4 protein-coding genes are annotated in these 19,906 nt (G+C 73.3%); all 4 read left to right on the plus strand.

Going from position 1 to position 19,906, the window contains the following annotated elements; translation table 11 throughout:
- The first annotated feature begins 327 nt into the window (after positions 1-327).
- Entirely contained in the window at positions 328-1,410 is a 1,083-nt protein-coding gene (locus VGC13_RS23385; protein ID WP_331127720.1) for an HAD-IIIC family phosphatase, read from the plus strand.
- 21 nt (positions 1,411-1,431) lie between these two features.
- Positions 1,432-4,809, plus strand: a complete 3,378-nt coding sequence (locus VGC13_RS23390; RefSeq protein ID WP_331127721.1) for an amino acid adenylation domain-containing protein — start codon at positions 1,432-1,434, stop codon at positions 4,807-4,809.
- Between the two features lie 826 nt (positions 4,810-5,635).
- A complete protein-coding gene (locus tag VGC13_RS23395) occupies positions 5,636-14,905 on the plus strand; it encodes an amino acid adenylation domain-containing protein (RefSeq protein WP_331127722.1) in 9,270 nt (3,089 codons plus the stop codon).
- Positions 14,906-14,928: 23 nt separating this feature from the next.
- Positions 14,929-19,725, plus strand: coding sequence for an amino acid adenylation domain-containing protein (locus VGC13_RS23400; protein WP_331127723.1), 4,797 nt, complete (start codon positions 14,929-14,931; stop codon positions 19,723-19,725).
- Positions 19,726-19,906 lie beyond the last annotated feature (181 nt).

The raw sequence follows: 19,906 nt of genomic DNA on the forward strand, positions 1-19,906 counted from the left end.
GTCGGGGGAGGGGCACCCCGGCGGGCGCAGTGCGATACAGGTCGTCGAGCCCCGATCCATCGGCCACCCCAACCTCCCCCAGCAGTTTTGGGGGAGGTGGCGAGCCCAGGCGAGCCGGTGGGGGCGCCCGCGGACGCAGCCCGACCCCGTCCGCGGCGCGATCGAATTCTCCCCTCTCCGTGAGGAACGAACGGGGAGGGGCCGGGGGAGGGGCACCCCGGCGGCGCAGCTCGATGCCGTTCGTGCGGTACACCCCCGGCCCCGGCCGGAAGCAGGCGAAGTTTACGCGAAGTCCCTGAAATTGAACTCGTGAGACGCGACCCGACGATGACCGATACGATCGACATCCCGCAGACCGGCGCCCCCGCGGCGGCCAGGCCGCCCAAGGCGGTGAAGTGCGTGGTCTGGGACCTGGACCACACCGTGTGGAACGGCATCCTGCTGGAGGACGGCGACGTGCCGCTGCGGCCGGGCGTGCTCGACGCCATCCGCACGCTGGACGAGCGCGGCATCCTGCAGTCCGTCGCCAGCCGCAACGACCGCGACGCGGCCATGGCCCGCCTTCAGGCGCTGGGGATCGACGAGTACTTCCTGTATCCGCAGATCAACTGGAACGCCAAGGGCGAGAACGTCGCGCAGATCGCAAAGTCGCTCAACATCGGGCTCGACACCTTTCTGTTCATCGACGACCAGCCGTTCGAGCGGGAAGAGGTGGCGCACGCCTGCCCCGACGTGCGCGTCCTGGACGCCGCCGAGCTGGAGGGGCTGCTGGACCGGCCGGAGATGAACCCCGAGTTCATCACCGACGACAGCCGCAACCGCCGCCGGCTGTACATGGCCGACATCCAGCGCAACCAGGCCGAAGAAACCTTCAACGGGCCCTCCGAAGAGTTCCTGCGCGACCTGCGCATGCGCTTTACCCTGGCCCCGTGCAGCGAGGCCGACCTGCAGCGCGCCGAAGAGCTCACGCAGCGCACCAACCAGCTCAACACCACCGGCTACACCTACGACTACGCCGAGCTGAACGCGTTTCGCCACTCGCCCGACCACCTGCTGCTGGTGGCCGGGCTGGAGGACCGCTTCGGCACCTACGGCAAGATCGGGCTGGCGCTGGTGGAAAAGACCTCGGCCGAGTTCTGGACGCTCAAGCTGCTGCTGATGTCCTGCCGCGTGATGAGCCGCGGCGTGGGGACCATCATGATGAGCCACGTGATGCAGCAGGCAAAGGACGCGGGCGCCAGGCTGCGGGCCGAGTTCAAGCCCAACGGCCGCAACCGGATGATGGAGGTCACCTACCGCTTCGGCGGCTTCCGGCAGGTGGAGAAGCACGGCGACCTGGTGATCTACGAGCACGACCTGGGCACCATCCAGCCGTTTCCCGAATACGTGCACGTGGACGTCACGCGCTAACGCATCCCCATACGCAGTCAGATGAGCATGCAGGACACCACCGTGGGCCGCCGCGCCGGCCTTTCCGATACCAAGCGCGCCCTGCTGGAGGCCCGCCTTCGCGGCGCGCCCCCCGCCGCCGCGCCGCGCCAGGGCGTGACCCGCTGCGCCGGCCCCGGCCCGGAGCACCCGGCGTCGTTCGCGCAGGAGCGCATGTGGTTCCTGAGCCGCTTTGCGCCCCACAGCCCCATGTACAACGTCCCCGCCGCCTTCCTGGTGGGCGCGGACGTGGACGTGCCGGCGCTGGAGCGCGCCCTGACCGAGATGGTGCGCCGCCACGAGGCGCTGCGCACCACCTACCGCATGGAGGCCGACGGGCACCTGGTGCAGGTGGTGGGTCCCCCCGTGGCGGTGCCGGTGGAGGTGATCGACGTGCGCCACCGCGTGGGTCCGGCGTTCGTGCCCGGCGTACAGCGGCTGGCGGCGGAAGAGAGCGCGCGGCTCTTCGACCTGGACCGCGGCCCCATGGTGCGCATGACCCTGCTGCGCGTGTCCGAGGCGGAGTACGCGTTCGTCGTCACCACGCACCACATCGCCACGGACGGCTGGTCGTTTCCGCTGCTGATGCGCGACCTGGCGGCGCTGTACGAGGCCTATCACACCGGGCGCGAGCCGTCGCTCCCCGAGCTGCCGCTGCGCTACGCCGACTACTCCGTCTGGCAGCGCGAGCGGCTGAAGAGCGAGGCGCTGGAGGGGCAGGTGCGCTACTGGCGCGGCCTGCTGGACGGCGTTCCCGCGCTGGACCTGCCCACCGACCGGCCGCGCCCGGCGGTGGCCAGCCACGAGGGGTCCACGCACACCTTCCGGATCGGCGCCGATCTCGAGCGGCGCATCCGCGACACCTGCCGGCACCAGGGCGCCACGCTCAACATGGTGTTCCTGGCCGGCTTCGCCGAGACGCTGCGGCGCTGGTCGGGGCAGGACGACCTGGTGATCGGCACGCTGCTGGGCAGCCGCCCGCGCCCGGAGCTGGAGCCCATCGTGGGGATGTTCGTCAACACGGCGGCGCTGCGGCTGGCGCTTTCGCCCGACGCCACCTTTCGCGACGCGGTGTCGGCGGCGCGGCGCGCGGTGCTGGACGCAAGCGCGCACCAGGACCTGCCGTTCGAAAAGCTGGTGGACGAGCTGGGCGTGCCGCGCGACCTGAGCCGCCACCCCATCTTCCAGGTCCTCTACTTCCACCACGCGTCCGTGATCGCCGGGGGCGGCGCGTCCGCGTCCGAGCCCGAGCCCACCGCGCTGCAGCTGCGCCCGATGGACGCGGCAAAGCCGGCGGAGACGGTGGACACCGGCGTCTCCAAGTTCGACATCCAGCTGGCCACGGTGGATACGCCAGAGGGGCTGGGCGGCGGATTCGAGTACGCCACCGACCTGTTCGACCGGGCGACCATCGTCGCCATGGAGCGCACCTTCCTGGCGGTGCTCGACGCCGCCACCCGCGCGCCCGACGCGCCCCTCGCCTCGCTCGACATCGTCTCGGACGGCGAGCGCCGCGTGCTGCTGGCGCAGTGGGGCGCCGGCCCGTCCGCCCCGGTCGATCCGCGGCCGCTGCACCGGCGCATCCAGGCGCAGGCCGCCGCCACGCCGGACGCCGTTGCGCTGATCGCGGGCGGGGAGCGGGTGACGTACGCGGAGCTGGAGGCCTGGGCCAACCGCGTCGCGGGGGAGCTGCGGGCGCGCGGCGCGGGGTGGGGCGGCATCGTGGGCGTGTACGTGGACCGCGACGCGGCCATGGTCCCCGCGCTGCTCGGCATCCTCAAGACCGGCGCCGCCTACCTGCCGCTGGACCCCGTGTATCCACCCGAGCGCATCGCGTACATGCTGCGGGATTCCGGCGCCGCGCTCCTGCTGGCCGATCCCGCGCTCCCGGAGATCACCACGGGCGCCGCGATCGTCCCCGTCCCGCCGCGTCCGTCATCCGCCGCGTCCATCGAGCCGGTTTCGGTGGACGTGGAGCCGCGCGACCGGGCGTACCTCATCTACACCTCCGGCTCCACCGGCCGGCCCAAGGCGGTGGAGGTGGAGCACGGCAGCCTGTCGTCCATGCTGGCCTCCGTGGCGCACGAGCCGGGGATGCGCGCGGACGACGTGACGCTGGCGGTGACCACCATCTCCTTCGACGTCTCCGTCCCCGAGCTCTTCCTTCCGCTGGTGGCTGGCGCGCGCGTGGTGGTCGCCGGGCGGGACGAGGTGGTGGACGGGGTGGCGCTGGGGCGGATGATGGAGGCGCACGGCGTGACGGTGATGCAGGCCACCCCCGCGACCTGGCGGCTGCTGCTGCAGGCCGGGTGGGCGGGCGCGCCGCGGCTGCGCGCCATCGCCACCGGCGAGGCGCTGACGGCGGAGCTGGCGGAGCAGCTGATGCCCCGCGTGGGCGCGCTGTGGAACCTGTACGGGCCCACCGAGATCACCGTCTGGGCCACCGGCCAGCGGGTGGCGGAGCCCGGCGCCGGGCTCGTCCACATCGGCGGGCCGATGGCGAACGTGCGGGCGTACGTGCTGGACGCGCGCGGCCGCCCCGTGCCCGCCGGCGTGCCGGGCGAGCTGTTCATCGGCGGGGGCGGCGTGGCGCGCGGCTACCTGGGCCGCCCGGAGCTGACGGCCGAGAAGTTCGTCGCCGACCCGTTCGCGGGCGCCGCGGACGCGCGGATGTACCGCACGGGCGACCGCGTGCGCTGGCGGGCGGACGGCAGCCTGGCGTTCATGGGGCGCCTGGACGGGCAGGTAAAGCTGCGCGGCTACCGCATCGAGCTGGGCGAGGTGGAAAGCGAGCTGCGGCGCCACCCCGGCGTCGCCGCCGCGGCCGCCGTGCTGCGCCCGGACGAGCCCGGCGGCCCCGCGCTGGTGGGCTACGTGGTGGCGAAGGAGGGCGCGGAGGTCACGGCCGCCGCCCTGCGCGCGCACCTTCGCGAGCGGCTGCCGGAGTACATGGTCCCCGCCGCCATCGTGGCGCTGGACGAGATGCCGCTGACCGGAAGCGGCAAGGTGGACCGCCGCGCCCTTCCCGCGCCCGCCGGGTCGGAGGAGCCGGCGGAGGAGATGGTGGCGCCGCGCAACGTGGTGGAGGACATGGTGGCCGAGATCTGGGCCGAGGTGCTGCGCCGCGAGCGCACCGGGGTGACCCAGAACTTCTTCGAGCTGGGCGGGCACTCGCTGCTGGCCACGCAGGTGCTGGTGCGCATCCGCGAGGTGTTCGAGGTGGAGGTCGCCATCCGCGTCTTCTTTCAGGACCCCACCATCGCCGGCCTTGCCGCCGCCGTGGAGGCCGCCGGCTCCCCCGTCCTCGCCGCCATGGTCGGCGAGCTGGACGGCCTGAGCGACGCGGAGATCGAGGCGCTGCTGGCGGAGGAGGGGGTGTAGGGCGTGAACGGGTGAAGGGGTGAGCGGGATGGTGGCTGGATAAGGCGCGACCCGCGGGGTGCCCCCTCCGCTCGCTTAGGCTCGCACCTCCCCCAAGTCTGGGGGAGGTTGGGTGATGGGGGCTGGATGCGCGGTGCTTCGGAAGGTTGGATGCGGGATGGTGGGCCGCCCCCCCCCACCCCGGCCCTCCCCCACAACAGCGCGGGGAGGGTGACGCGACCCGAAGAGTTTCGGAGCGGGATCGAATTCTCCCCTCTCCGTGAGGAACGAACGGGGAGGGGCCGGGGGAGGGGCACCCCGGCGGGCGCAGTCCGGTGCCCGTCGTAGAGGCGGCAAGGGCGAATGAATTCGCTGCAACAACCACACGAAGGCCGCCTTCGCGGACTGGCGGCTTTGTGGTTCGGGCAAGTGCCTGCCACGTAGCAGGGTGGGTGAAAGCGGCCGGGATCGCCTGCCGGAGCGGGATCGAATTCTCCCCCTTTCTCCCGCGACAGCGGGGGAGAGGGGCAGGGGGAGAGGGGGCCTGTCGGGCGCCAGTTCGGGCCTTGTCTCCGAGGCTCTACCACGTCGGCGACCCCAACCTCCCCCAGCAGTTTTGGGGGAGGTGCGAGCCTAAGCGAGCGGAGGGGGCGCCGCGGACGTAGTTGGGTCTTTCGTCGAAGCGGGATCGAATTCTCCCCTCTCCGTGAGGAACGAACGGGGAGGGGCCGGGGGAGGGGCACCCCGCCGGCGCGCGATGCATCGTGCCGAACCGCCTCGAACGTTCGTTTGGAAGCCACACACCACGCCGGGGGGCGAACGCCACGCCCGGCTTTGAAGGCATAGGATGAGCAACACCAGGCTGGACGAGCTTACCCCTGAAAAGCGCAGGCTGCTCGCGCTGCGGCTCAAGGCGCGGCAGGCGGTGGAGACGCGCGCGCCCACCGTCGACGAGGGCGCGGGCGGCGAGTACCCGCTGGCCTTCACCCAGCAGCGCCTGTGGATGCTGGACCGGCTGCAGCCCGGCAGCTCCGCCTACAACATGCCTACCGCCGCGCGCTTCAAGCAGCCGCTGGACCCGGCCGTCGTCGAGCGCGCCATCGGCGAGATCGTGCGGCGCCACGGCGTCCTCCGCACCCGCTTCGAAACCCGCGACGGCGAGCCCGTGCAGGTGGTGGAGCCGTTCAGCGCCTTCCACCTCCCCGTCCAGGACCTTTCCGCCCTGCCGCGCGACGCGGCCGAGGCGGAGCTGGACCGCATCGCCATGGACGAGGCGACGGCGCCGTTTGCGCTGGACCAGGCGGCGTTCCGCGCGCGCCTGGTGCGCATGGGCCCGGCGGACGTGGCCGTGCTGGCGACCATGCACCACATCGTCAGCGACGGGTGGAGCATCTCCGTCTTCTGGCGCGAGTTCGAGGAGCTGCTGGCTGCCTTCCGCGCCGGCCTCGCCTCGCCGCTGCCGCCGCTCCCCGTGCAGTTTGGCGAGCACGCGCGGCGCGAGCGCGAGCGGCTGTCCGGCGCCGCGCTGGACGGCCTGCTGGCGTGGTGGCGCCAGGAGCTGGCCGGCGCGCCCACGCTGCTTGAGCTGCCTACCGACCATCCGCGCCCCGCCGTCGCCACCCAGCGCGGCGCGTCCTATCTCGCCGAGCTGGACGGCACCCTGGCGGAGCGCGCCGGCGCGCTGGCCCTGCGCGAGGGGACCACGCCCTTCAACGTGCTGTTGGCCGCCTTCCAGGTGGTGATGGGCCGCTACGCCGGCACCGACGACCTGCTGGTGGGCACCGCCTCCGCCGGCCGCCGCACCCGCGACGTGGAGCCGCTCATCGGCTTCTTTGCGGGGACGCTGGTGCTGCGCGGCGACCTGTCGGGCGCGCCGACCTTTCGCCAGCTGCTGGCCTGCGTCCACGCGCGGACGATGGGGGCGTTCGAGCACGAGGACCTCCCCTTCGAGCGGCTGGTGGAGGAGATGGCGCCGGAGCGCACGCTGGCGTACTCGCCGCTGGTGCAGGCGCTGTTCGTCCAGCAGACCTCGCACCCCGACCAGGGGCGCGGGGCGGAGGAGGACGATGAGACGGAGGGCGTTCGCCAGGAGCTGAACGCCGCCAAGTTCGACCTGACCTTTGCCGTGGCGCAGGAGGGCGGGCGCACCTGGGCCGGCGTGGAGTACGCTGCGGACCTCTTCGATCCGCCCACCATCGAGCGGATGGTGCGCCACTACGCCACCCTGCTGGATGCCGCCCTCTCCACCCCCGACGCGCCGGTCGCGTCGCTGGAGATGATGCCGGCGGAGGAGGCCCAGGCGGTCCGCGCACTGTCCGCCGGGGTGGAGATGCCGATTCCCGACGCCACGCTGCACGCCCTGGTGGCGGCGCAGGCGGCGCGGACGCCGGACGCCGTGGCGCTGGCGTTCGAGGGGCGGACGATGACGTACGCGGAGATGGACGCGCGCGCCAACCAGCTCGCGCACCGGCTGCGGCGGCTGGGCGTGGGGCCCGAGGTGCGCGCCGGGGTCTGCATGGAGCGCGGCTTCGAGATGGTCGTCTCCCTCCTCGCGGTGCTCAAGGCGGGGGGCGCGTACGTGCCGCTGGACCCGGAGTATCCCGCGGAGCGGCTGGCGTACATGCTGGCCGATGCCGCCGTCCCCGTCCTGCTGACGCAGCCGGGGCTGGCGGACGCGCTCCCGGAGCACGGCGCGCGGACGATCGTCATCGATCCCGATTTCGACGTGGTGCGCGACGAGCCGGCGGAGGCGCCGCGGGACGTGGCCTCGCCCGATCACCTGGCGTACGCCATCTACACCTCCGGCAGCACGGGCAATCCCAAGGGGGCGATGAACGCGCACCGGGGCGTGGTCAACCGCCTGGCGTGGATGCAGGCCGAGTACGGGCTGACGGCGGACGACGTGGTGCTGCAGAAGACGCCGTTCTCCTTCGACGTCTCGGTGTGGGAGTTCTTCTGGCCTCTGATGGCGGGCGCGCGGCTGGTGCTGGCGCGCCCCGGCGGCCACCGCGACGCCGCCTACCTGGCGCGGCTGATCGACGGGGAGCGGGTGACCACGCTGCACTTCGTCCCCTCCATGCTGGCGGCGTTCCTGGACGCCGCGCCCGCGGGGACGTGCGGATCGCTGGCGCGCGTGGTGTGCTCGGGCGAGGCGCTGCCGGCGGAGCTGGCGGCGCGCTTCCACGACTGGATGGACGCGGGCGGCAACGGGCGCGTGGGGCTGCACAACCTGTACGGCCCCACCGAGGCCGCCGTGGACGTGACGTACTGGCCCTGCGCCCGCGGCGACGCGTCCGGCGGGGTGCCCATCGGCCTCCCCGTCGCCAACACGCAGATTCACGTGCTGGACGGCCGCGGCGCGCCGGTCCCCGTGGGGATCGCGGGCGAGCTGCACATCGCTGGCGTGCAGGTGGGGCGCGGCTACCTGGGCCGCCCCGCGCTGACGGCGGAGAAGTTCGTCCCCGATCCCTTCTCGGCGGAGCCGGGCGCGCGGATGTACCGCACCGGCGACCGGGTGCGGCGCCGGGCGGACGGCGCGCTGCTGTTCCTGGGCCGCATCGACTTCCAGGTCAAGCTGCGCGGCTTTCGCATCGAGCTGGGGGAGATCGAGTCCCAGCTGCTGCGCCACCCCGCGCTTTCCGCCGCCGTGGCCGTGGTGCGCGAGGACGGCGCCGGCGGGCCGCGGCTGGTGGCCTACGTCGTCCCGCGGGAGGGCTCTGCAGTCCCCGGCGCGGAGGCGCTGCGGGCGCACCTGCGGGGCACGCTGCCGGAGCACATGCTCCCCTCCGCCTTCGTGGCGATGGACGCGCTGCCCCTTACCGGCAGCGGCAAGACGGACCGCCGCGCGCTTCCCGCGCCCGGCGCGTCGGACGCGGGCGCGGAGCACGTGGCGCCGCGCACGCAGACGGAGCAGGTGCTGGCGGGGATCTGGGCGGAGCTGCTGGGCGCGGAGCGGGTGGGCGTGGGCGACGGGTTCTTCGAGCTGGGCGGGCACTCGCTGCTGGCCACCCGCGCCGTGGCCCGCGTCCGCGAGGCGCTGGGGGTCGAGGTGCCCGTGCGCGCCGTCTTCGAGCACCCGTCGCTGGGCGCGTTCGCGGGCGAGGTGGACCGGCTGCTGCGCGCCTCCGCCGGCGTGGAGGCCCCCCCCATCCGCCCCGCGGATCGCACGGGCGACCTGCCGCTGAGCTTTGCGCAGGAGCGGCTGTGGTTCGTGGACCGGCTGGAGCCGGGAAGCCCCGTCTACCACATGCCGTTCCACTACCTGCTGCGCGGCGCGCTGGACGTAGACGCCCTGCGCCGCGCGTTCGGCGAGATCGTCCGCCGGCACGAGACGCTGCGCACCGCGCTCCCCTTCACGGGCGAGCAGCCGGTGCAGCGCATCCTCCCCGCCGCGCCGGTGGAGCTGCCGGTGCACGACGTCTCCGCCATCGCGGACGAGGCGGAGCGCGACGCGGCGACGGAAGCGGTGATGCGCGAGGTGGCGGAGCGCGCCTTCGACCTGGAGCGCGGGCCGCTCTTTCGCGCCGCGCTGGTGCGGGTGGCGGATGACGAGCACGTGCTCACCGTAAACCTGCACCACGTGGTCAGCGACGGCTGGTCCGTGGGCGTGCTGTGGAACGAGCTCTCCGTCCTGTACGCCGCCTTTGCGCGCGGCGAGGCGTCGCCGCTGCCGGAGCCGGCGCTGCAGTACGGCGACTTCGCGGTGTGGCAGCGCGGGTGGCTGGCGGGCGACGTGCTGGAAGCGCAGCTGGGATACTGGCGGCGCAAGCTGGCCGGCGCGCCGCCGCTGCTGGAGCTGCCCACCGACCGCCCGCGCCCCGCCGTCCAGACGTACGGCGGCGCCGTGGAGACCGCCGTCCTCGGCGGGGACGACGCGAAGGCCGTGCTGGCGCTGGGCCGCCGCGAGGGCAGCACGCTCTTCATGGTGCTGCTGGCCGCCATGGACGTCGTGTTCGGGCGCTTGGCCGGGCAGGACGACGTGGTGATCGGCACGCCGATCGCCGGGCGCACGCGGGCCGAGACGGAGGGGATGATCGGCCTCTTCCTGAACTCGCTGGCCCTGCGCACGGACCTGAGCGGAGAGCCCACCTTCCGCGAGCTTCTGCGCCGCGTGCGCGAGACCACGCTGGAGGCGTACGCGCACCAGGACCTTCCCTTCGAGCGCATCCTGGAGGAGCTGGCCCCCGAGCGGTCGCTGAGTCACTCGCCGCTGTTCCAGGTGATGCTCAACCTGTCGAACTTCGCCGAGGGCGACGTCTCCCTTCCCGGGCTGGAGCTTCAGCCGGTGGGTGGATCGGCCGCGCCGGCCAGCAAGTTCGACCTTACGCTGTACGCGGGCGAGGCGCCGGAGGGCATCGTCCTGCACCTGGTCTACAACCCCGCGCTGTTCGATGCCGCGCGCGTCCGCTCCATGCTGGCGCAGCTGTCCAGCGTGCTTCGCCAGGCGTCGGAAGATGCCGAGCAGCCGATCCACCGTTACTCCCTGCTGACGGATGACGCGCTCCCCGTCCTCCCCGATCCGGCCGCGAAGCTCTCCGCGGAGTGGCGCGGCAGCGTCCCCGCGATCTTCGCCGCCCACGCCGCCCGCACTCCGGACGCGCTGGCCGTGGAGGATCCGCGGGAGCGCTGGACCTACGCCGAGCTGGATGCCGACACCACCCGCATCGCGCATCGGTTGATTTCGGACGGCGTCGCGCCGGGAGACGTCGTTGCCATCCTCGGCCACCGCTCCGCCGCGCTGGTCCGCGCGCTGCTGGGGACGATGAAGACGGGCGCCGCGTTCCTGATCCTGGATCCCGCCTATCCGCCCGCGCGCCTGGCCGAGTACGTCCGCATCGCCCGCCCCACCGGCTTCCTCCCGCTCGCCGCCGCCGGCGAGGTCCCGGCGGAAGTGGCGGACGCCCTGCGCGAGACCGTCGTGTCCACGCACCCGCTCGACATCCGCCGAGTGGATTTTGTGGACAAAGCGGCCAATTCTGCGGGAGCACACCAGCCTCCCCCAGCAGTTTTGGGGGAGGTGGCGAGCCTGGGCGAGCCGGTGGGGGCGCCTGCCCGCGGCTTGGAATCGTCCGAAGCGCAGATTGCCCCGATGGTCGAGATCGGCCCCGACTCGCTGGCGTATCTCTCGTTCACGTCCGGCACCACGGGCAAGCCCAAGGCGGTGATGGGCCGCCACGGCTCGCTCACGCACTTCACCCCCTGGCTGGCGGAGCGCTTCGAGCTGGGCGCCGCCGACCGCTTTAGCCTGCTCTCCGGCCTCGCGCACGACCCGCTGCACCGCGACGTGTTCACCCCGCTGCAGCTTGGCGCCTCGGTCGTGGCTCCCGATCCGGACGAAGTGGGCACCCCCGGCTACCTGGCGCAGTGGATGCGCGCCGCGGGCGTCACCGTCGCGCACCTGACCCCCGCCATGGGCCAGCTGCTGACTACCAGCGCGGACGAGCAGACGGCGGACGTTCCGCATCTGGCTGACGCGCCGCGAGCCCAGCCGCACACCCAACCTCCCCCAGCAGTTTTGGGGGAGGTGGCGAGCCCAGGCGAGCCGGTGGGGGCGCCCGCCGCCGGCACCGCATCGTCCGAAGCGCAGCCGCAGTTTGCGGAGGGAGGAGGCCGGGGGGATGGCCCCTCGTCCACCGTTGATTCCCTGCGCCGCGCCTTTTTCGTGGGCGACGTGCTCACGCGGACGGACGTGGCGCGGATGCACCGCCTCGCGCCGAACCTGACCGTCATCAACTACTACGGATCGACCGAGACCCAGCGCGCCGTCGCCCACTTTGTCGTCCCGCGCGACCTCGATCACTTGGCGAAGGACATCATTCCCGTCGGCGTGGGCATTCCCGACGTGCAGGTGCTCATCCGCAATGCCGCGGGCGAGCGCGTGGGGATCGGCGAAGTGGGGGAGATGTGGATGCGCAGCCCGCACATCGCGCTTGGCTACCTGGGCGATCCGGAGCTGACCGCCGCGCGCTTCGTCGCGAACCCCTGGACCGGCGACGCGGCCGATCCCGCCTACCGCACCGGCGACCTGGGCCGCTACCGCCCGGACGGCGTGGCGGAGATCGCGGGCCGCGCGGACCAGCAGGTGAAGATCCGCGGCTTCCGCATCGAGCCGGGGGAGATCGAGGCTGCCCTGCGCGCCCATTCCGCCATCCGCGACACCGTCGTCGTCGCCCGCGGCGATGCGGACGCCAAGCGGCTCGTCGCCTACGTGGTCGCGGAGGGCGGCGATGCGCCGTCTTCAGACGCACTGCGCGAGTGGCTGCGCGGGAGCGTTCCGGACTACATGGTCCCGTCCGCGTGGGTCTTCCTCCCCGCGCTGCCGGTGACGCCCAACGGCAAGGTGGATCGCAAGGCGCTGCCGGAGCCGGAGGCGGATGCCGGCCGGCAGTTCGTCGTCCCCCGCACATCCACCGAGATTGCGCTGGCGGAGATCTGGGCGGGGCTGATGAACGTGGAGCAGGTGGGCGCGGAGGACGACTTCTTTGCGCTCGGCGGCCACTCGCTGCTGGCGACGAAGCTGGTTGCGCGCGTGCGTGACCGCTTCGGCGTGGAGCTGCCGCTTCGCACGCTGTTCGAGGCACCTGTCTTGGCCGCGCTGGCCGCGCAGATCGACCAGCGCGCGGGGGCGGAGCGCGGACCGGAGGCGCCGCCGCTGATCCACATCCCGCACGACGGGACCGCGCCGGCGTCGTTCGCGCAGGAGCGGCTCTGGTTCGTGGACCGGATGGAGGGCGGCGGCGCCGTCTACCACATCCCCACCGCGCAGCTGCTGACCGGCCCGGTGGACCCGGAGGCCATGCGCCGGGCCGTGGAAGAGGTGGTGCGCCGCCACGAGACGCTGCGCACCGCGCTCCCCGAGGTGGACGGCGTGCCGGTGCAGCGCATCTCGCCGCCAAACCGCGTGGAGGTGCCGTTCATCGACCTCTCCATGCTGGCGGAAGAGGAGCGCGATGCGGAGGGCGCGCGGCTGGCGGAGCAAAGCGCCAACGAGCCGTTCGATCTGGAAGCCGGTCCCCTCTTCCGCGCCTCTCTGGTGCGGTTGGCGGAGGACGAGCACCTGCTGCTGGTGAACCTGCACCACGCCATCGGCGACGGCTGGTCGATGCGCGTGCTGCTGGGCGAGATCTCCACGCTCCACGCCGCCTTCCTCCGCGGCGAGCCGTCGCCCCTGCCGCCGCTGCCGATCCAGTACGCGGACTACGCGGCGTGGCAGCGCGCGTGGCTCTCCGGCCCGGTGCTGGATGCGCAGCTCGGTTACTGGCGCGAGGCTCTCGCCAGCGCGCCGCCGCTGCTCCATCTGCCCACGGACCGCCCGCGCCCGCCGGTGCAGGGCCACCGCGGCGCATCCGAGGCGCTGTTCCTGGAGCCCGCCGAGGCCGCGCGCGTGCTGTCGTTGGCCCGCGGTGAGGGCGCCACGCTGTTCATGGTGCTGTTGGCGGCGCTCGACGTAGTGCTGGCGCGCTGGTCCGGCCAGCAGGACGTGGTGATCGGCACGCCTGTGGCCGGACGTACGCGCTCCGAATTGGAGGGGCTCATCGGCCTCTTCCTCAACTCGCTCGCGCTGCGCACGGATCTCTCCGGCGACCCGTCGTTCCGCGCGCTGCTTGGCCGCGTGCGGCAGGCGACGCTGCAGGCGTACGCGCACCAGGACCTGCCCTTCGAGCGCATCCTGGAAGACCTGAAGCCGGAGCGCAGCCAGGCGCACACGCCCGTCTTCCAGGTGATGCTGAACCTGCTGAACTACGGGGATGGCGGATCGGCCGCGGCGGAAGGCGAGATGACCTCGCTGGGCGCGGGCGTGCAGCTGGCCAGCAAGTTCGACATCACCCTGTACGCGGCGGAGATGGAGGGCGGGATCGGCCTGCACGCCGTCTACGACGCGGACCTGTTCGATGCCGCGCGGATGCGCTCGCTCCTGGCGCAGATCGCCGGCGTCCTGCGCCAGGCCGCGGACGACGCGGACCGCTCTGCGACCGCCCTCTCGCTGGTGACGGAAGAGGATCGCGCGGTCGTGGACACGGACGCATCCCCCGTCGTCGTCCGCACCCGCGCGGGCGAGCTGGCCGGCATCGGCGAATTGGGCGAGGTGTGGATGCGCGGCCCGGACGGCGCGCTCCGGCCGATGGGCGGCGCCGGACGCTACCGCCCGGACGGCTCCGTGGAACTGGCGGCAACGCCGGTGCCCGCTGCTGCGGCGGAGGTGAAGGCTATCGCAGTTCCCCCCTCTCCGCGAGGAACGAGCGGGGAGGGGCCCACCGCGACGTTCTCGCGGACGGAGCGCGCCATCGCCGCCATCTGGGGCGAGGTGCTGGGAGTCGCGCCGGAGCGCATCGCCGCGGACGCGGACTTCTTTGCGCTGGGCGGGCACTCGCTGCGGGCCACGCAGGTGCTGTCGCGCATCCGCGCGCGGCTGGGCGCCACGCTCTCCATCCGCGCCTTCTTCACCACGCCCACCGTCGCCGCGCTGGCGTCCGCCGTGGACGCGCAGGCGCCGTCCGCATCCACCGAAGCCTCCGTATCGACCGAACCCGCCACCACGGCGACGAGCCCGGCGGAATCCGCACTTCCGCACTCACGCACTGACGCACTCACGCACTCCCCGCTGTCCCCCGAGCATCAGCATCTGTGGGCGCTGCTGGAGCCGGGGAGCACCGCCGAGCACCACCTCGCCGCCGCGGTGCGGATGACGGGGGCCCTGGACGACTGGGCGCTGGGGCGCGCGCTCGACGAGCTGGTGCGGCGGCACGAGACGCTGCGCACGCGCATCCAGGTGCGCTACGGCACTCCCGTGCGGGTGGTGCAGCCCCCGCGCCCCCTGCGCCTGCGCACCGAGGACGTGCGCCCCGCCGAGGTCGAATCCGCCGGCGACGCGCTGCGGCGGATGGCGGAGGACGAGGCGGCGCGGCCGTTCGCCGCGGACGGTGCGCTGCTGCGCGTGCGCCTGCTGCGCGTGGCGGACGACGACCACGTGCTGCTGTGGACCCTGCACCGCCTGGCGGCCGACGGGTGGTCGCTGGAGCCTTTTCAAGAGGAGCTGGGGGAGCTGTACCGCTCCTTTGCCACGGAAACCGATTCGCCGCTGGCGCCGCTGCAGATGGACGCCTTCGCCGCCCGCTGAACCGAACGAAACGAGATCCGTCCATGAGCACCAGCAACCTGACCGCCAAGCGCGCCGCCCTTTCCGACGCCAAGCGCGCCCTGCTTGAGGCCCGCCTGCGCGGCCTCGAGCCCTCCGCCTCGATGCAGCGCGCCGGGGTCACCCGCGTGGCCGGGCCGGGGCCGGTGCATCCGCTCTCGTTTGCGCAGGAGCGGATGTGGTTCCTGTGCCAGTACGACCCGGACCTGCCGCTGTACAACGTCCCCGTGGCCAACCTCATCAGCGCCAGCGTGCAGGTGGACGCGCTGGAAAAGGCCGCCTCCGAGGTGGTGCGGCGGCACGAGGCGCTACGCACCATCTTTCGCATGATCGACGGCCAGCCGCGGCAGATCGTGCTGGACCCGTACCCGGTCAAGGTCGAGATCCGCGACCTGCGGCCGCGCATGGGAAGCGAGTTCCTCCCCAGCGTGCGGCGGCTGGTCGAGGAGGACGGCGCGCGCCCCTTCGACCTGAGCACGGGCCCGCTCTTTCGCGTGGGCCTGCTGCGGGTGTCGGACGAGCAGTACGTGATGATGATCAACACGCACCACATCGCCACGGACGGCTGGGCGTACCCCATCATCCTGGGCGAGCTGGACCAGTTCTACGGCGAGTTCAGCCGGGGCCGCACGCCCTCGCTGCCCCTGCCCACGCTGCGCTACGCCGACTACGCCGTGTGGGAGCGCCAGCACCTGCAGGGCGAGACGCTGGAGCGGCACGTGGCCTTCTGGCGCGAGCACCTGGCCGGCGCCAACGACACCGAGATCGCCGGCGACCGCCCGCGCCCGCCGCAGCAGAGCTTTCGCGGCGCCTTTCACAACTTCCGCGTCCCCGTGCCCGTCACCGAGGCGGCGCGCGCCCTGGCCCGCGGCTCGTCGGCCACGCTGAACATGGTGATGCTGGCCGCGCTGGACCTGCAGCTGGCCCGCTACACCCAGACCGAAGACATCACCGTAGGCACGCTGCTGGGCAACCGCCAGCGGGCCGAGCTGGAGCAGGTGGTGGGCTTTTTCGTCAACACGGCGGCGGTGCGGCTGGACCTGCGCGGCGATCCCACCTTTCGCGAGCTGGTGGGGCGGTGCAAGCGGATGATCCTGGACGTGGGCGAGCACCAGGAGCTCCCCTTCGACCGGGTGGTGGACGCGCTGAACGTGCAGCGCGACCCCAGCCGGCAGCCGCTGTTCCAGATCATGTACTTTCACCACGTCTACTCGGCGGCCTTTCAGCAGCAGGAAGGGCAGATCACCAACGCGCTGGACGCGCGCCCCATCTACGACAACCACCACGTCTCGCTGATCGACACCGGCGCGGCGCCGTTCGACCTGATGCTGGCGTCGGTCGAGACGGAGGACGGGCTGGACTGCAACATCGAGTACTCGCGCGACCTGTTCGACCCGGCCACCATGGACCTGTTCGGCCGCCGCTTTACGCTCATGCTGCAGCGCGCGGTGGCCCAGCCGGACGTGCCCATCTCGCGCCTGTCGCTGCTGACGGACGACGAAGAGCGGCAGGTGCTGCGCGAGTGGGCCGCCTCCGCCGCCCCCGCGGACGCGCCGGACTCCGTCGTGGCCCTGCTGGAGCGCCGCGCCGCGGACTCCCCCGACGCGCCCGCCATCGTCGCGGACGGCGCCTCCCTCTCCTACGCGGAGCTGGCGGCGCGGGCGCGCGGGGTGGCGGCGCGGCTTCGGGGGATGGGCGTGGGCGCCGAGGACCGCGTGGCCGTCTGCATGGAACGCGGCGCGGCGGCGCTGGTGGCGATGATGGGCGTGATGCGCGCCGGCGCCGCCTACGTCCCGGTGGACCCGGAGCTTCCCGCGGAGCGCATGGCCTGGATGCTGGAGGACAGCGGCGCCGCGGCCGTGCTGGCCGATGCGTCCACGGCGGCCCGCATCCCCTCCGGTACACCGGTGATCGAAGTCGATTCGACCGCGGAGATCGGCACGAGCTCCGCGGACGCCGAACTCCCGCACTCCCGCACTGACGCACTCCCGCACTCGTCTTCCGCGGCGTACGTCATCTACACCTCCGGCTCCACCGGCCGGCCCAAGGGCGTCGTCGTCTCCCACGGCGCGCTGGCCAACCTGGCGGCGGGGATCGCCCAGCGGTACGGGCTGGCGGAGGGCGACCGCGTGCTGCAGTTCGCATCGCCCAGCTTCGACGTGTCGCTGGAAGAGATCTTTCCCACCTGGGCGGCCGGCGGCGCCGTGGTCCCGCGGACGGAAGGGACCCCCGCGGCGGGCCCGCAGCTGGCGGCGTGGGCGGAGGAGCGGGGGATCACGGTCCTGAACCTTCCCACCGCCTACTGGCACGAGTGGGTGCGCGAGATGGACGAGCGCGGCGGCGCCCCCCCGGCCACGCTGCGGCTGATGGTCGTCGGCGGCGAGCGCGCCCGGCCGGAGGCGTTCGGCGCCTGGGAGCGCGTGGGGCGCGGCGTTCCCCTGCTGAACGGCTACGGCCCCACCGAGGCGACGGTGACGGCCACGGTGCACCAGGCGGTGTCCGCGGCCGACCCGCGCGCGGAGGTGCCGATCGGCCGGCCGGTCGCCGGCGCGCGCGCGTTCGTGCTGGACAAGCGGGGGGAGCCGTCGGCGCCGGGGATCCCGGGCGAGCTGTACCTGGGCGGGCCGGGGGTGGCACGCGGCTACCTGGGGCGGCCGGGGCTCACGGCGGAAAAGTTCGTCCCCGATCCGTTCTCCGCCGACCCCGGCGCGCGGCTGTACCGCACGGGCGACCGCGCGCGCTGGCGCACGGACGGCACGCTGGAGTTCATGGGGCGCGTGGACGAGCAGATCAAGGTGCGCGGCTTCCGCATCGAGCCGGGCGAGATCGAGGCGGCGCTGCGCACACACGCCGCCGTGCGCGACGCGGCCGTGGCGGCGCGGGAGGACGCGCGCGGGCAGCGGCGGCTGGTGGCGTACGTGGCGGGCGATGCGGGATCGATCGATTCCGCCGGGCTGCGCGCGCACCTGCGCCGTACGCTGCCGGAGCACATGGTCCCCGCCGTCTTCGTGGCGCTGGACGCGCTGCCGCTGACGCCGTCCGGCAAGGTGGACCGCCGCGCGCTGCCGGACCCCGAGGCGCCGGCGGAGGAGCCCGACGCGCCGTTCGAGGCGCCGCGGGGCGACGTGGAGGAAACGCTGGCGCGGCTGTGGGCCGAGGCGCTGGGGCGCGAGCGGGTGGGCGCGCACGAGAACTTCTTCGAGCTGGGCGGCGACAGCATCCTTTCCATCCTGGTGATCGGCCGGGCGGCGGACCACGGCATCCGCATCACCCCCCGGCAGATGTTCCTGCACCCCACCATCGCCGAGCTGGCCACGGTGGCCGGGACGGCGGCGCCGGTGCAGGCGGAGCAGGGCCCCGTCACCGGCCCCGCGCCGCTGACGCCCTCGCAGCAGTGGTTCTTCGACGGGGAGCCGGCGGACCCGCACCACTGGAACCACGCCGCCTACGTGGCCCTGCCCCACGGCGCCGATCCGGCCGTGGTGGGCGCCGCCCTCGAGGCGCTGGCGGCGCACCACGACGCGCTGCGGCTGCGCTTCGAACGCGGCGAGGACGGCTGGCGGCAGTGGCTCGCGGAGCCGGGCGAGCCGGTGCCGCTGGAGGTGGTGGACCTGGGCGACGTGGCGGACGACGAGGTGGACGCCGCCGTCCTTCCCCACGCCGAGCGCGCGCAGGCGGGGCTGGACCTGGCGCGGGGGCCGCTGGTGCGCGGCGTCCTGTTCGACCTGGGAGCCAGCCGCCCGCCGCGGCTGCTGCTGGTGGTGCACCACCTGGTCGTGGACGCCGTGTCGTGGCCCATCGTGCTGGAGGACCTGCAAACCGCCTATCTGGCGCTGGCCGCCGGCGCCGCGCCGCGGCTGCCGGCCAAGACCACGTCGTTCAAGGCGTGGACGGAGCGGCTGGCGGCGCATGCCCATTCACCGGAGATCCTGGCCCAGGCGGAGTTCTGGCACGCGTCGCTGCCGGCGTCGCTCCCCCCGCTCCCGATGGACGACGCGGGCGCGCCCGACACGGAAGAGCACTCGGCGGTGGTGCAGGTGGCGCTGGAGGAGGCCGACACCGAGGCGCTGGTGCAGGGGACGGCCGCGTACGGGGTGCGGGTCGAGGAGCTGCTGCTGGCCGGGCTGCTGGCCGCGGTGCGCGAGTGGAGCGGCGCGGAGTCGGTGCTGGTGGAGCTGGAGGGGCACGGCCGCGAAGACCTGTTCGACGGGGTGGACCTGTCGCGCACGGTGGGCTGGTTCACGGCCACCTACCCGCTGCAGCTGTCCGCGCCCGCCCACGCGGGTCCCGGCGAGACGCTCAAGGCGGTCAAGGAGCAGGTGCGCGCGGTCCCCGGACGCGGGATGGGGTGGGGGCTGCTGCGGTGGATGGGGCCGGACGACGTGCGCGCGCGGATGGCGGCGCTGCCGTGGCCGGAGGTCACCTTCAACTACATGGGCCAGCGCGGCGGCACCACGGGGCTGATGGGCGGCTCGGGCGGCGACGAGCGCGCCTTCGACGCGGCCGGCCACGTCCCGGGGGCGACGCGCTCGCCCCGGCAGGTGCGCCGCGAGCGCATCTCCATCGACTCGCTGATGATCGACCGGCGGCTGTGGATGATGATCTTCTACGGCGGCCGGGTGTTTCGCCCGGAAACCATGCAGCGGCTGGCGGACGCGTACGCCCGCGCCCTGCGCGAGCTTGCGGCGCACTGCGCGGCCGAGGGGGCGGGCGGGTTCACGCCCAGCGACTTCCCCGAGGCGGGGCTGGACCAGGGCGCGCTCGACGCGCTGATGGCGCAGCTGGGCGGGCTGGAGGGATAGGGGACAGGGAATAGGGAATAGGGAATAGGGAATAGGGAATAGGGAATAGGGAATAGGGAATAGTCTCTGACCAGTGAAATCCTGCGCAAGTTGCGCAGGATTTGCGCGAGGTGACCACCTAAGCCGTTGCAAACGCTGACGGTCACCTGTCGCAATCGGAGCGGTTCGGAACACGCGTTCG

This window comes from Longimicrobium sp. (genome assembly GCF_036399255.1).
In the GTDB taxonomy this organism is placed as follows: Bacteria; Gemmatimonadota; Gemmatimonadetes; order Longimicrobiales; family Longimicrobiaceae; genus Longimicrobium.